At 62.6% G+C, this 12,219-nt stretch carries 13 protein-coding genes; 6 read left to right on the top strand and 7 right to left on the bottom strand.

What is annotated here, in order from left to right; all coding sequences use genetic code 11:
* Window positions 1-107 precede the first annotated feature (107 nt).
* The 3 genes from tpiA to IB263_RS23555 all read left to right on the top strand — a co-directional run bounded on the left by tpiA (window position 108) and on the right by IB263_RS23555 (window position 3,277).
* Window positions 108-878: a triose-phosphate isomerase gene (tpiA, locus tag IB263_RS23565; protein ID WP_192439095.1), complete on the top strand. Its 771-nt coding sequence runs from the start codon at window positions 108-110 to the stop codon at window positions 876-878.
* A gap of 131 nt (window positions 879-1,009) precedes the next feature.
* Window positions 1,010-1,501 (top strand): preprotein translocase subunit SecG, encoded by a 492-nt coding sequence (gene secG, locus IB263_RS23560; protein WP_034795875.1) that lies wholly within the window; start codon window positions 1,010-1,012, stop codon window positions 1,499-1,501.
* A gap of 138 nt (window positions 1,502-1,639) precedes the next feature.
* Window positions 1,640-3,277: a CTP synthase gene (locus IB263_RS23555; RefSeq protein WP_082566349.1), complete on the top strand. Its 1,638-nt coding sequence runs from the start codon at window positions 1,640-1,642 to the stop codon at window positions 3,275-3,277.
* Between the two features lie 94 nt (window positions 3,278-3,371).
* On the opposite strand, the gene IB263_RS23550 is transcribed toward IB263_RS23555, so the two are convergent.
* The 7 genes from IB263_RS23550 to IB263_RS23520 all read right to left on the bottom strand — a co-directional run bounded on the left by IB263_RS23550 (window position 3,372) and on the right by IB263_RS23520 (window position 8,495).
* Entirely contained in the window at window positions 3,372-4,019 is a 648-nt protein-coding gene (locus IB263_RS23550) for an SdpI family protein (RefSeq protein WP_192439094.1), read from the bottom strand.
* Entirely contained in the window at window positions 4,016-4,285 is a 270-nt protein-coding gene (locus IB263_RS23545) for an autorepressor SdpR family transcription factor (protein ID WP_197067148.1), read from the bottom strand. The genes IB263_RS23550 and IB263_RS23545 overlap by 4 nt, the downstream gene beginning before the upstream one ends.
* A 152-nt stretch (window positions 4,286-4,437) precedes the next feature.
* A complete protein-coding gene (locus IB263_RS23540) occupies window positions 4,438-5,625 on the bottom strand; it encodes a DUF418 domain-containing protein (RefSeq protein ID WP_192439093.1) in 1,188 nt (395 codons plus the stop codon).
* Window positions 5,626-5,868: 243 nt separating this feature from the next.
* Complete coding sequence (locus IB263_RS23535; RefSeq protein WP_192439092.1) at window positions 5,869-6,525, bottom strand: CDP-alcohol phosphatidyltransferase family protein; 657 nt, start codon at window positions 6,523-6,525, stop codon at window positions 5,869-5,871.
* Window positions 6,509-6,907: a hypothetical protein gene (locus IB263_RS23530; protein WP_112976215.1), complete on the bottom strand. Its 399-nt coding sequence runs from the start codon at window positions 6,905-6,907 to the stop codon at window positions 6,509-6,511. The genes IB263_RS23535 and IB263_RS23530 overlap by 17 nt, the downstream gene beginning before the upstream one ends.
* On the bottom strand, window positions 6,904-7,854 hold the full coding sequence (locus IB263_RS23525; protein ID WP_034795857.1) for a phosphatidate cytidylyltransferase: 951 nt from the start codon (window positions 7,852-7,854) through the stop codon (window positions 6,904-6,906). The genes IB263_RS23530 and IB263_RS23525 overlap by 4 nt, the downstream gene beginning before the upstream one ends.
* Complete coding sequence (locus tag IB263_RS23520) at window positions 7,851-8,495, bottom strand: lysophospholipid acyltransferase family protein (protein ID WP_060582507.1); 645 nt, start codon at window positions 8,493-8,495, stop codon at window positions 7,851-7,853. Before IB263_RS23520 ends, IB263_RS23525 begins: the two co-directional genes overlap by 4 nt.
* 532 nt (window positions 8,496-9,027) lie before the next feature.
* Between IB263_RS23520 and IB263_RS23515 the strand changes: the two genes are divergently transcribed.
* The 3 genes from IB263_RS23515 to kdsA all read left to right on the top strand — a co-directional run bounded on the left by IB263_RS23515 (window position 9,028) and on the right by kdsA (window position 12,121).
* On the top strand, window positions 9,028-9,840 hold the full coding sequence (locus IB263_RS23515) for a class I SAM-dependent methyltransferase (RefSeq protein ID WP_192439091.1): 813 nt from the start codon (window positions 9,028-9,030) through the stop codon (window positions 9,838-9,840).
* A gap of 548 nt (window positions 9,841-10,388) precedes the next feature.
* Window positions 10,389-11,279, top strand: coding sequence for a VOC family protein (locus tag IB263_RS23510; protein WP_192439090.1), 891 nt, complete (start codon window positions 10,389-10,391; stop codon window positions 11,277-11,279).
* A complete protein-coding gene (kdsA, locus tag IB263_RS23505; protein ID WP_162731872.1) occupies window positions 11,279-12,121 on the top strand; it encodes a 3-deoxy-8-phosphooctulonate synthase in 843 nt (280 codons plus the stop codon). The genes IB263_RS23510 and kdsA overlap by 1 nt, the downstream gene beginning before the upstream one ends.
* Window positions 12,122-12,219 lie beyond the last annotated feature (98 nt).

The raw sequence follows: 12,219 nt of genomic DNA, 5'->3' as shown, positions 1-12,219 counted from the left end.
GGCAGGGCAACCGGCCCCGCGGCCCATGAATAATCGACGGCGGTGCTTTTATTTGCCGGCTGCATTTGCTAGGCCGCTTCCGGAGAAAAGTACCCGGAGGAAATAGCATGACGCCCGATATCCGCCCGCTCGTCGCCGGCAACTGGAAGATGAACGGAACCCGCGCTTCGCTCGATCAGATCAAGGCGATGGCCGAAGGGGTCAAGGGCGAACTCTCCGCCAAGGTCGAAACGTTGATCTGCCCGCCGGCAACGTTGCTCTACGTGGCGACGGCGCTTTGCGACGACAGCCCGCTGCTGATCGGCGCGCAGGACTGCCACCAGAAGCAGTCGGGCGCCCACACTGGCGACCTTTCCGCCGAAATGATCGCCGATTGCTTCGGCACCCACGTCATTGTCGGCCATTCCGAGCGCCGCACCGATCATGCCGAAAGCGATGCGCTGGTACGCGCAAAGACGGAAGCGGCCCATTCGGCCGAACTCGTCGCGATCGTGTGCATCGGCGAGACCGGTGATGAGCGCAAGGCCGGAAAGACGCTCGATGTTTTGAAGCGCCAGCTCGCCGAAAGCCTGCCGGATGCAACAACCGCGGAAAACACCGTGATTGCCTATGAGCCCGTCTGGGCGATTGGCACCGGCCTGACGCCGACGGCCACGGATGTCGAGGAAGCCCACGCCTTCATGCGCAAGGAGCTGATCGCACGCTTTGCCGACGCCGGTGCCAAGATGCGCATCCTCTATGGCGGCTCGGTCAAGCCGTCCAATGCGAAGGAATTGATGGGCGTTGCCAATGTCGACGGCGCACTGATCGGTGGCGCAAGCTTGAAAGCCGAAGACTTCCTCGCCATCTACCGGGCTTATGAAGAATTGACGGCCTGATCGCCCGGGTTACCGGACAGGGGCTTGGAATGGCGCACGGCATGGTATAAAGAGGCGCGAAAATTGCGCCCGGCCATGCCGAGTTTGCGCAGGGTTTGATTCGTGTGCCCCAAGGGCAGGACTGGAAGCTGATGCAGACCGTACTACTCGTCATCTATCTCATGGTCGTCGTCGCCCTGATCGGCGTCGTACTCATTCAGCGTTCCGAAGGCGGTGGCCTGGGCATCGGCGGCGGCTCGGGCTTCATGTCCGCGCGCGGCACGGCCAATGCGCTGACCCGCACGACGGCGATCCTTGCCGCGCTCTTCTTCGTCCTGGCGCTCGGCATGGGCATTCTCGCGCGTTACCAGCCGCAGGCGACCGACATCCTCGACCGTATCCCGGGCACCAGCTCGAACGGCGGTGGCGTTCTCAATTCGCTCGGTGGCGGCGCTCCGGCTCCGGCTGGCGGTGCGACTGGACAGCAGCCGGCCACCGGTAACGCCGCTCCGGCCGACAATGGCGTTCCCTCGACGACCGCACCGGCAACGACGGGCGAAGCCCCGGCCGGCGGCGCAACGACCCCGGCGCCCGCCGCTGGCGCCAACAGCAATACGGGATCGCAAGTTCCCAGCGGCCAATAAGGTCGCAATTCTGAAGAACCCGCCGGCGGATGTTTCATCCGCCGGTTTTGTTTTGTGTGAAATCTGCCTCCATCCCAAGACGAAAAGTTCTGGAACATGAATTTTTCGGTGGCGGAATCATTTGTTAAAAGGTATCCGGTGACTCCCATGGCGCGATATGTATTCATCACAGGCGGCGTGGTTTCCTCCCTCGGAAAAGGCATCGCTGCAGCGGCTCTCGGAGCACTGCTGCAGGCGCGTGGCTACCGGGTGAGACTGCGCAAGCTCGACCCCTATCTCAACGTTGACCCGGGCACCATGAGCCCGACCCAGCACGGTGAGGTTTTCGTAACCGACGATGGCGCGGAGACCGATCTCGATCTCGGCCACTATGAACGCTTCACAGGGCGTTCGGCGACGAAGACCGACAACATCACCACGGGCCGGATCTATAAGAACATCATCGACAAGGAACGTCGCGGCGACTATCTCGGCGCAACCGTTCAGGTGATCCCGCACGTTACCAACGAAATCAAGAACTTCGTCACCGAAGGCAACGACGACTACGACTTCGTGCTGTGCGAAATCGGCGGCACCGTCGGCGACATCGAAGCGATGCCGTTCATGGAGGCGATCCGCCAGCTCGGCAACGACCTGCCGCGTGGCACCGCCGTCTACGTCCATCTCACTCTGATGCCCTATATCCCGGCTGCCGGCGAACTGAAGACTAAGCCGACGCAGCATTCCGTCAAGGAACTGCAGGCCCTCGGCATCCACCCTGATATCCTGCTCGTTCGTGCGGACCGCGAAATTCCGGAGGCCGAGCGTCGCAAGCTCTCGCTCTTCTGTAACGTCCGCCAGTCGGCAGTCATCCAGGCGCTCGACGTTGCCTCGATCTACGACGTTCCGATCGCCTACCACAAGGAAGGCCTCGACAACGAAGTGCTGGCAGCCTTCGGCATCGAACCGGCGCCGAAGCCGCGCATGGACGCCTGGGAACGGGTTGCCGATCGCATCCGCACGCCGGAAGGCGAAGTCACGATCGCGATCGTCGGCAAGTACACCGGCCTCAAGGATGCCTACAAGTCGCTGATCGAAGCGCTTTACCATGGTGGCATCGCCAACCGGGTGAAGGTCAAGCTCGAGTGGATCGAATCGGAAGTCTTCGAGAAGGAAGACGCAGCGCCCTACCTTGAAAAGGTACACGGCATCCTCGTTCCCGGCGGTTTCGGCGAACGCGGTTCGGAGGGCAAGATCAACGCGGCGCGCTTTGCCCGCGAGCGCAAGGTGCCGTATTTTGGCATCTGCTTCGGCATGCAGATGGCTGTCGTTGAAGCTGCCCGCAACCTCGCCGGCATCGAGAAGGCGTCCTCCACCGAGTTCGGTCCGACCAAGGAACCGGTCGTTGGTCTGATGACCGAGTGGGTGAAGGGCAACGAACTCGAGAAGCGTTCCGCATCGGGTGATCTCGGTGGCACGATGCGGCTTGGCGCCTATCGCGCATCGTTGAAGGCCGACACCAAGATTGCCGAGATCTACGGTTCGACCGAGATCTTTGAGCGTCACCGCCACCGCTACGAAGTCAACGTTGACTACAAGGATCGGCTTGAGTCCTGCGGTCTGGTGTTTTCGGGCATGTCGCCGGACGGCATCCTGCCGGAGACGGTCGAGTATCCGGATCATCCGTGGTTCATCGGCGTTCAGTACCACCCGGAACTGAAGTCGCGTCCGCTCGATCCGCATCCGCTGTTTGCAAGCTTCATCGAAGCTGCACTGGAACAGTCGCGTCTCGTTTGAGGCGCACAGGAAAGACAAGCAAAAGGCCGGTCGCAAGACCGGCCTTTTTCATTTCTGCCGTTGCGCTGCGGCCGAGGTGCGACGCCTGGAGCCACTAACTGCGACGGGCGATGTGGTAGCTATAGAGCGCTGCAATTGCGACCGGCAGCAGCAGCGCGGCGATCGTCGCTGCGGCAAGCGCTGGACCGGTGCTCATGACGAGGGCCAGCAGCGCCAGGGTGATACCGGCGCAGACCATCAGCAGGCCCGCAAGCCGGTGCGTTGCCCGCCAGTTGGCGTTATCGGCGAGCGTCCACGGCAGCCGAATGCCGGCAAGGCCGTTCGGCTGCGATTTCGGCAGGACGTTGCCGACGACGATCGACAGAAGTCCGAGGCCGAAGGCGATTACGCGCGTCATCGAGAGGTCGACGCCAAGCCCGATCAGCACGATCACAGTTTGAATGGCGGCAAAGAGCGCGAGGATCGCGGGGAGAGTGACTTCGGCGATATGCCGGCCCGCCTGAAGCTCGGCCTGTGGTGCGATCCGACCGACGGCGAACGAGAATGCGGCAAGCACGGCGACCGCCACAGGCGCCAGCGCCAGCGCCCGGTCGCGCGGCCAGAAGGCATCGGCCGTGCCGTCAACACCCCAATGGATCGGAAGCAGCGGCTCGGCGCGGATTGCGAGATAGCCGACGAGCGTCGCGGAAAAAAGTATGCCGCCAGCGACCAGCGCGATCGGGGAACGCAAAAGCAAGGTCATGGTGCTTGATCCCTTGTGCTGAGGAGACCGCCGAGCGCCTCTTCGAGAATGGACATGTTGAGGTGGTAGATGAGGCTCGTGCCGCGCCGCTCGACCGCGACGAGTTCTGCCTCGCGCAGCTTGTTGAAATGCACGGAAAGCGTCGGCTTGGTCAGGTCGAAATGCTCGGCGAGTTCGCCGGCGCTCATCGGCCCGGCCTTCAACAGTGCCAGGATCTGCCGCCGCACGGGATGAGAAAGCGCTTCGAAAACCCTGTTGATCCGCATCGTCTCCGCTCGCTTGTTGTCTCTATATTTAGACAAACATCTAATTAGAGTCAAAGCGAAATAGTGCCGAACTGCGTCTCAAGCCAGGAAGCGAAAATGCCCAGCGCCGAAGGCGCCGGGCAGCATTGGTTGCGGGAATTGGCTGGTGTCCGTCAGCGCGCCTCCGCCGGGCGGCGCCACTGCGGCACGCGGCCGATGGTGATGAAGCGCAGGATCCATTCGAGCGGGCCATAGGCGAAACGAGCCATCCACCAGTGGCTGATGAAGAGCTGGGCGGCAAAGATCGCAAGCGCGATCAGCACGCTTGCCAAAGGCGCGACCTGGCCGATGAGACCAAGGCCGTAACCATGGAAGATCAGGGCCGCGATCAGCGACTGCAGCAAATAGTTGGACAGCGCCATGCGGCCGGCAGGCGCCAGCAGGTTGCGCAGGCTGTGGCCGGTTTCGGATCCGAAGAGCAGCATCATGGCGCCGACATAGGCGCCGGTGAGAAGCGGGCCGGTGGCGAGCCCGATCGAAAGCGCGATGACCGCGATTGGCGATTCGGGCATCTCGACGCTGACATAGGCATAGATGACGGCGCCAGGCAGGCCGATCCAGAGACCGGTACGAACGAGGCGCTGGAACAACGCCGTGTTCTCCTCCGGCCGCGCCAAGGTCTTGCGACGCCCGGCGACCAGGCCGAGCAGGAACATCGCCAGCGCGCACGGCGCTTGCAGCAGGACGAGGATGATCCAGACCGAGTTGAGCTCCGTCAGGTGCTGACCGATGACGGCTTGCCAGTCGCCTTGGAAGGCAAGCTCGGCCGCCTCCGCGGCGGAAAGAATGGCAGACCGATCGAGCGGTACCGGATCCAGCGTGATGAGGATGCCGAGTGTGCCCCAGACCACTGCAAGGATAAGGACGAGCCATTTCGCCAGGCGGAAGAGGGCCCCATCGCTGCGGTTTCTGAGCATCAGGAGGACGATGCCAAGCACCGCGTAGGTGGTGAGAATATCGCCATGGAAAAGCAGGACCGCATGGGCAAGCCCGATCAGCCAGAGGCCCATCTGTCGGCGCAGGAGCCTGGGAACGAAGGCCTCGCCGGATTTTTCCGCCGAACGCATCTGCAGGGTGAAGCTGTAGCCGAACAGGAACGAGAAGAGCAGGTAGAATTTCATTTCGAAGAACAGGGCGATCACGAAATGCACGCTGCGATCGAGGATGCCGCCGAAGGCGGGGTCGGAAATTTCCAGCCCGTAGAAGGCGGAGGCGAAGGCCATGATGTTGACAAGGAGGATGCCGAGCAACGCAAAGCCGCGCAATGCATCGACGTCGTCGATGCGGTCTGGGGTACTCATTCGTGTTCTCCGTTACGGGAGGCGCTATAAATTTGCGCCGTAACCGATTGAAAAAGTTTGCTTTCATGAGGCAGCGACCATGACCTGATCGCCGCCGATCTTGGTGCGCGCGAGCATTCGTTCATCGTCGACACGCGTGGCATTTAATAAATAGACTAATCAATCTAATAATTGGCATGGACATACGTCAAGAGGGCCGCGCGATGTTGCGGCGGCCTCGTTCATGGTGCGTGAAGCGGGTGTTTAGCCTTTGTGGGGAGCGTTTTGCCGAAGCCAGGCAATCTGGCGACGGGCGCGCAGAAGGGCCGTAAGCACAGCCCCAGTCGAGATCGCAAGGAGCGCGATCCACAGCAGTTCGCCATCGCCGAGCCAGAGGCCTTCGAAGGCGGACACCACGGCGGCCAGCGTCATCGTCGCCATGCGGTGTTGTTTGGCCATCGGGCCGGAGAAGTCGCCCGGCGCTCCATTGGCACGGCCGAGCTCGCGCACATAGGCGGTCAGCACGCCGGAGGTGGCCGCGGCAAAACCGAGAGCCGGCACGCCGATGGCAAATCCGGCGCCGACGAAGATGAAGATGTCGGCGATGCGATCGGGAAACTCGTTCCAGAAGGGACCATCGGCCTCGCCCTTGCCACCCTCGACGGCGACCATGCCATCGAAAAGGTTGCAGAGCAGGCGCAACTGGCAGAAGAGCGCGGCGGCGATGAACAGGCTCGCCCTTACGCCGTCCTCGCTTTCGCCCGTGAGCCAGAAGGAAAGGCCGGCAAGGGCGGCCGCCAGCATGCTTGCCTGCGAGATCCGGTTTGGCGTGAGGTTCATCGATGCCAGGCGGCGCGCGGTGGCCTGCGCCCAGCGGGTGTTGCGGCTCGCGAGCGGCCTGCGGTCACCGGTCTCGGTCATGTTCGCCTCGGCTGATGGAATAGTTGTAGATGGCGGCGTAGGTGGTCGAAACCGTGAGCGGCAGCGCAATCGTTTTCAGGATCTCGGGCGTGCCGCTGGCGGCATGGATCGCGACCAGAATTGCAGATGAGCCAAGGCACGCGAAGAGCGGTGGCAGAACCAGGCGCCTGGCGCCGTTGAACCGCCTGGAAAGCGTATCGATCGCCGTCTTGAGGTAGAGGGTAAGCAGCGCCGAAAGCGTTCCCTGGACGAAGCCGGCAACAAGCGGCTTGGGCATGGGGTGATGGCGGTTGGCGAAAAGCGCCCAGCCGCCCATGGCGAAAAAGGCGAAGGCCACATGTACGACCCCGCTTGATGCCAGCCCCTTCAGTTTCGCGCTCATGTCAGCGACCACCAGTAGCGCGTCAGGTGGAAGAAGATCGGCGCGGAGAAGACGACGGAATCGAGCCGGTCGATCAGCCCGCCATGGCCTTCGATCAGATGGCCCCAGTCCTTGACGCCGCGGTCCCGCTTGATCGCCGACATGACGAGCCCGCCGAAGAATCCCATCAGAGTTATGATGAGCGACATCAACGCGGCTTGTGCCGGGGTGAACGGGGTAATCCACCAGAGCGAGGCGCCGATCAGCGTTGCGCTCGCAACGCCGCCGACGAAACCCTCGACCGTTTTCGACGGCGAAAGGGTTGGCGCGATCTTGGTTTTGCCGAAGAGCTTGCCCCAGACATATTGCAGCACGTCGCTCGACTGAACGACGATGACGAGGAAGGCGATGAGAAGCACGTTGCGTCCCTCATAGCCCGGAATCTGCAGCGTTAGCAGCGCCGGCACATGCGAGGCGCAGAAGACGCAGATCATCAGCGCCCATTGCACCTCGGAGATCCGGACCAGGAAGTCGCGGGTGTCGCCGCGAAGAACCGCGACGATCGGCATTAGCAGGAAGGCGTAGACCGGCACGAAGATCGAATAGATGCCGTATTGCTCGGCCCACAGCAGGAAGTAGTTGATCGGCAGGACGACGAAGAAGGCGCCGGCGATCGCCCAGTGGTCGCCGCGCCGCGTGTTGATGAGCGTGATGAACTCGCGCAGCGCCGCAAACGAGCAGAAGGCAAAGAGCAGGAGCACGCCGACCCGTCCGGCAACGAAGGCGATGGCGATCAGCACTACCATTGCCCACCACGCCTTGATGCGGGCGTTGAGGTTCTCGATCGAGCCGTTCGACCCGTCAGGCGACAGCTTCTGCTTGAGCATGTAGCCGACGCTCGACGCCAGCACGAGAACGCCGCCGACGCCGAAGAGCAGCTTGAGCATGTCCAGGCTGGCCGCGCTCATGCGCCGTCATCCGTCGATGAAGGCGCGAGCGAAAGCAGGGCGGTCTCGGCGCGAGCGATAAACTCTTCCTTCGTCTCCTGCGCCTTGAGGCGCATCGGTTCGCCGAAATTGACGGTGCAGATGAGCGGGATCGGCACGAACTCCCCCTTGGGCATGACGCGGTTGAGATTGTTGATCCAGACGGGAACCAGCGCCACGTCCGGGCGCTTGCAGGCGAGGTGATAGAGCCCGCTCTTGAACGGCAGCAGTCGCGCTTCGGTCTGGTTGCGCGTTCCCTCGGGAAAGAGAATGAGCGACGATCCGTCGTTGAGCACGGCCGTCATCTGCTCGACCGGGTCCTGCGTGCGCGCATCCGGGTCGCGCTCGATCAGCACAGCGTCGAAGACGTCGCGGCCGATGAAGGTCGAAAGCTTCGATTTCAGCCAGTATTCGGCACCTGCGACCGGCCGCGCGCGTTCCCTGAGCCAGGGCGGCAAGACCGCCCAGATCAGCACGAAATCGCCGTGGCTGGAGTGGTTGGCGAAATAGATGCTCTGCTTCGGCGGGAGGCCGGTCTCATGCCAGATGGCGCGCGCCGCCGTCAGCGCCCGCGCAAACATCATGATGGCGATGGAAGCCAGCTTGGCCATCATCTCGCGCATCATGTGGGTTTGTGCCCGGTTGGGAGCCGAGTCAGTGTGCCGAAGCGCCCCTTGGCGTGACTCGGCCGTGCCCGGATGCGTTTCTTGTCTTGCGACTCAATAATCAAATGCTGCCCCTCAGCCTGCTGCCCGGCATAACTCCAGGCTGCAATGACGAATTTTACGCAATTGTGACGGCTTCTCAAGCGGTTGAAATCATGCGCAACATGATAACGCGCAGACCATGCCGGATATTCGTTCGCCGACACCATGCCGGAGAAACCATTGCGGCGGCACGTCGCAGCCGTTGGCCTCCGTTCGCGTTGACCATCCGCAACCTAGCCGCTAGCTTGCGGCTTCCAGTAAGGGGAGCGTCGTCCAATGCGCCAGTAATGCCCGGTGAAAACCGAATCGCCTCAACTTCGCTTGCGAAGAGGATGGACGATGGCATTGCTGCGATCCGCATCGACGGACGAACGCTAGGGCATTTCTGCCTGCGATCTCCATTCGCCTTCGTGAGCGGTCACATCAGGACAAGTTCCAGGGACCGAACATGCAAGACATTTCCTCCTCCAATCTCGATATCATCGATCACAATCGCCAGGCGTGGGACAGGCAGGCAAGCCAGGACTGCGAATGGTCCCGCCCGGTCACACGCGAGATGATCGCCGACGCCCGCAAAGGGCAGTGGCAGGCGCGGCTGACGCCCGGCGATTTGCCTGAGGGCTGGTTGCCCGACGTCAAGGGCAAGAAGATCCTCTGCCTGGCGTCCGCCGGCGGGCAGCAGGCGCCGATCCTGGCCGCCGCCGGTGCGGACGTTACGGTCTTCGACCTCTCCGAGGGACAGCTCGAACAGGATCGGCGCGTCGCCGAACGCGAAGGGCTGTCGCTTTTGACCGTGCAGGGCGACATGCGGGACCTCGCGACCTTTGCGGACGAAACCTTCGACATCGTCTTTCATCCGATCTCGAACCTCTATGTTCCCGACCTCCAGCCGGTCTGGCGGGAGTGCCACCGGGTGCTGAAGACCGGCGGTCGGCTGCTTTCGAGCTTCTACAATCCGATCGTTTTCGTCGGCGACCGCGATCCGGCCCATGCGGAAAAGGGCCTTATCCGCCCGGCTTACCGGCTCCCCTTTGCCGAGGTGGAGCATCTCGCGCCCGATGTCGTGCAGGCCAAGGTCGATCGGGGCGAGGCCCTGGTCTTCGGACACAGCCTTTCTGCGCAGATCGAGGGGCAGCTGCAGGCCGGTTTCCTGTTGGCCGGCTTTCACGAGGATTGGCAGCCGTCGGCTCGTTTCCTGATCGACAGGTTCGTGCCGACCTTCATCGCCACCTTTGCCATCAAGAGCGATCTTCATCCCTGATGCGGCAGGCCCGGCGCTCTGTTCGGGCCCGCAAGCTCGCACGCAACGAGGGCAATCGCAGCGGCCGGAAGGCGCTGCGGTTGTTGATCCCGGCTTCCGCAGCGCCTTTTTACCTCGCGTTACTGTTACGTACTCGCCAACGCATCGGTTTCGTACTTTGCTGTTCGTCAGCGAAACTGGAAAGGGGTCAATCCGTATGCGCTTCATCGCTTTGTTGTTCGTGCCTTTGGCGGTCGCCGTGCTGGGGCTTTCGGGTTGTGCCTCGACGTCCTCGACCAATACATCCTACACGCAGCCCCAGACGTTCGCCCCCGGTCTCGGTGCGGGGAACACGGCGAACGCCACGACGGCGCCGGGCTACTACTGACCTTCTGGCGGTTCGTGTCCCGCTGACAGGCATAATCCGCGGTGGGCGCAGCCGGCCGCGGACGGTTCACTTTTGCGGCAACGGCCCGAAGCCGGATGGCCGATCCGGTCCCTGGCGGTGACCCGGCTTGCATTCGCCGGCCAAAAGTTGCAAACAGCGGCGAACCATCAGGGAACACGCCATGAGCCTCTCCAAGCGCACCACCCGCCCGCTCGATCACCTCGTGCTGCCGGTGGATACGCTTACCCAGGCGCGGCGTCGGCTTTCCAATCTCGGCTTCACCGTCGCCGACGATGCCCGCCATCCCTTCGGCACCGAAAATGCCTGCGTCTTCTTTGCCGACGGCACCTATCTCGAACCGCTAGCCATAGCGTCCCGCGAGGAGTGCGAGGCGGCGGCACTCGACGGCAACGCCTTTGTGGCGCGTGATCAGGCGTTTCGTTTCCGCCAGGGACCGGAAGGCCTCTCGGCGCTGGTCTTCGGCACCGAGGATGCGGCGAGCGACCACATCCGTTTTCGGGCGCGGGGCATCTCCGGCGGCGACATGCTGGAGTTTTCCCGGCCGATGAAGCTGCCCGATGGCCGCGAAGGACTGGGCTCGTTCCGTCTTGCCTTTGCGGCCGACCTGCGCGCGCCGGATCTCTTTCTTTTCAATTGTCAGCGCGTTCGCGCACTCCCCACCGACCGGGCGGCGCTGGAGCGACACGACAACTGCGTGATCGGCATAAGCGAAGTGGTGCTGTCGGAAGCCAATCCGACTGATTTCCAGTATCTGCTGCAGGAAGCGGTCGATGAGCGCGAGGTTTCGGCGCATTCCTTCGGCATGGACGTCGCGACCACCAACGCCAAGATCTCGGTGCTGAACGCCGCCGGCATGGAAGCCTTCTTCGGTCGCTCGGTGCGCGGTGCCGAACGGGGCCTTCGCGGACGGGCGGTCGTCTTCCGTGTTGCCGATCTCGAGGCAACGCGGGCGCTCTTTGCCGAGAACGATATCGAATTTGCAGAAATGGGCGGGCGCCTCATTGTCCCCGAAATGCCGGGGCAAGGGGTGATCTTCGCGTTTGGAGCTTGATGATGAAAACCAATGCCAGAGTCGTTGTCGGTGAGGGCGCCCGTCAGGTCGCCTTCGCACAGACCGAGAAGTTGTCGCTGATCGCCGGCCCCTGCCAGATGGAGAGCCGTGAACACGCCTTCATGATGGCGGGCGCGCTCTCAGAACTCTGCAACAAGCTCGGCCTCGGCCTCGTCTACAAGTCCTCCTTCGACAAGGCCAACCGCACCTCGCTTTCGGGCAAGCGTGGCATCGGTCTCGACAAGGCGATGGAAATCTTCGCCGACCTGAAAAAGGAATTCGGCTTTCCGGTTCTGACCGACGTGCACACCGAAGAGCAGTGCGCGCTTGTCGCCCCGACGGTCGATATCCTGCAGATCCCGGCCTTCCTGTCGCGCCAGACCGATCTTCTGGTCGCCGCCGCCAAGACCGGGCGGGCGATCAACGTCAAGAAGGGCCAGTTCCTGGCGCCCTGGGACATGAAGAACGTGTTGGCGAAGTTCACCGAAAGCGGCAACCCCAATGTCATGCTCTGCGAGCGTGGCGCTTCCTTCGGCTACAACACGCTGGTCTCCGACATGCGCTCGCTGCCGATCATGGCTTCGCTCGGCGCGCCGGTCGTCTTTGATGCGACCCATTCGGTTCAGCAGCCGGGCGGGCAGGGCGGCTCTTCGGGCGGTCAACGAGAATTCGTCGAGACCCTGGCGCGCGCTGCCGTTGCCGTCGGTGTTGCCGGTGTCTTTGTTGAAACCCATGAAGACCCGGACAATGCGCCCTCCGATGGCCCGAACATGGTGCATCTGAAGGACATGCCGAGGCTGCTCGAAAAGCTGCTGGCTTTCGACGCGATCGCCAAGGGCTGAGACCCGCGCGACGCTTCGTGAAATTTTCATGAACCGCAATGGCGCGGTTGTTTTTGCATATTGCGCGCCATTGTAATTTCGAGGCCTTGGCGTATGAC

It is taken from the genome of Ensifer sp. ENS03, from assembly GCF_014852035.1.
Taxonomy (GTDB): domain Bacteria; phylum Pseudomonadota; class Alphaproteobacteria; order Rhizobiales; family Rhizobiaceae; genus Ensifer; species Ensifer adhaerens.
Note: the sequence above shows the minus strand (reverse complement) of the source record. Positions and strands in the feature narration are given on the sequence as shown.

What these genes read in the sequence shown, in the direction of transcription:
- IB263_RS23550 (WP_192439094.1), bottom strand. Translation starts at nt 4,019, where the DNA reads ATGACCTTGCTTTTGCGTTCCCCGATCGCGCTGGTCGCTGGCGGCATA.
- IB263_RS23510 (WP_192439090.1), top strand. Translation starts at nt 10,389, where the DNA reads ATGAGCCTCTCCAAGCGCACCACCCGCCCGCTCGATCACCTCGTGCTG.
- IB263_RS23535 (WP_192439092.1), bottom strand. Translation starts at nt 6,525, where the DNA reads ATGACCGAGACCGGTGACCGCAGGCCGCTCGCGAGCCGCAACACCCGC.
- kdsA (WP_162731872.1), top strand. Translation starts at nt 11,279, where the DNA reads ATGATGAAAACCAATGCCAGAGTCGTTGTCGGTGAGGGCGCCCGTCAG.
- IB263_RS23540 (WP_192439093.1), bottom strand. Translation starts at nt 5,625, where the DNA reads ATGAGTACCCCAGACCGCATCGACGACGTCGATGCATTGCGCGGCTTT.
- IB263_RS23525 (WP_034795857.1), bottom strand. Translation starts at nt 7,854, where the DNA reads ATGAGCGCGGCCAGCCTGGACATGCTCAAGCTGCTCTTCGGCGTCGGC.
- IB263_RS23545 (WP_197067148.1), bottom strand. Translation starts at nt 4,285, where the DNA reads ATGCGGATCAACAGGGTTTTCGAAGCGCTTTCTCATCCCGTGCGGCGG.
- IB263_RS23515 (WP_192439091.1), top strand. Translation starts at nt 9,028, where the DNA reads ATGCAAGACATTTCCTCCTCCAATCTCGATATCATCGATCACAATCGC.
- tpiA (WP_192439095.1), top strand. Translation starts at nt 108, where the DNA reads ATGACGCCCGATATCCGCCCGCTCGTCGCCGGCAACTGGAAGATGAAC.
- IB263_RS23530 (WP_112976215.1), bottom strand. Translation starts at nt 6,907, where the DNA reads ATGAGCGCGAAACTGAAGGGGCTGGCATCAAGCGGGGTCGTACATGTG.
- secG (WP_034795875.1), top strand. Translation starts at nt 1,010, where the DNA reads ATGCAGACCGTACTACTCGTCATCTATCTCATGGTCGTCGTCGCCCTG.
- IB263_RS23520 (WP_060582507.1), bottom strand. Translation starts at nt 8,495, where the DNA reads ATGCGCGAGATGATGGCCAAGCTGGCTTCCATCGCCATCATGATGTTT.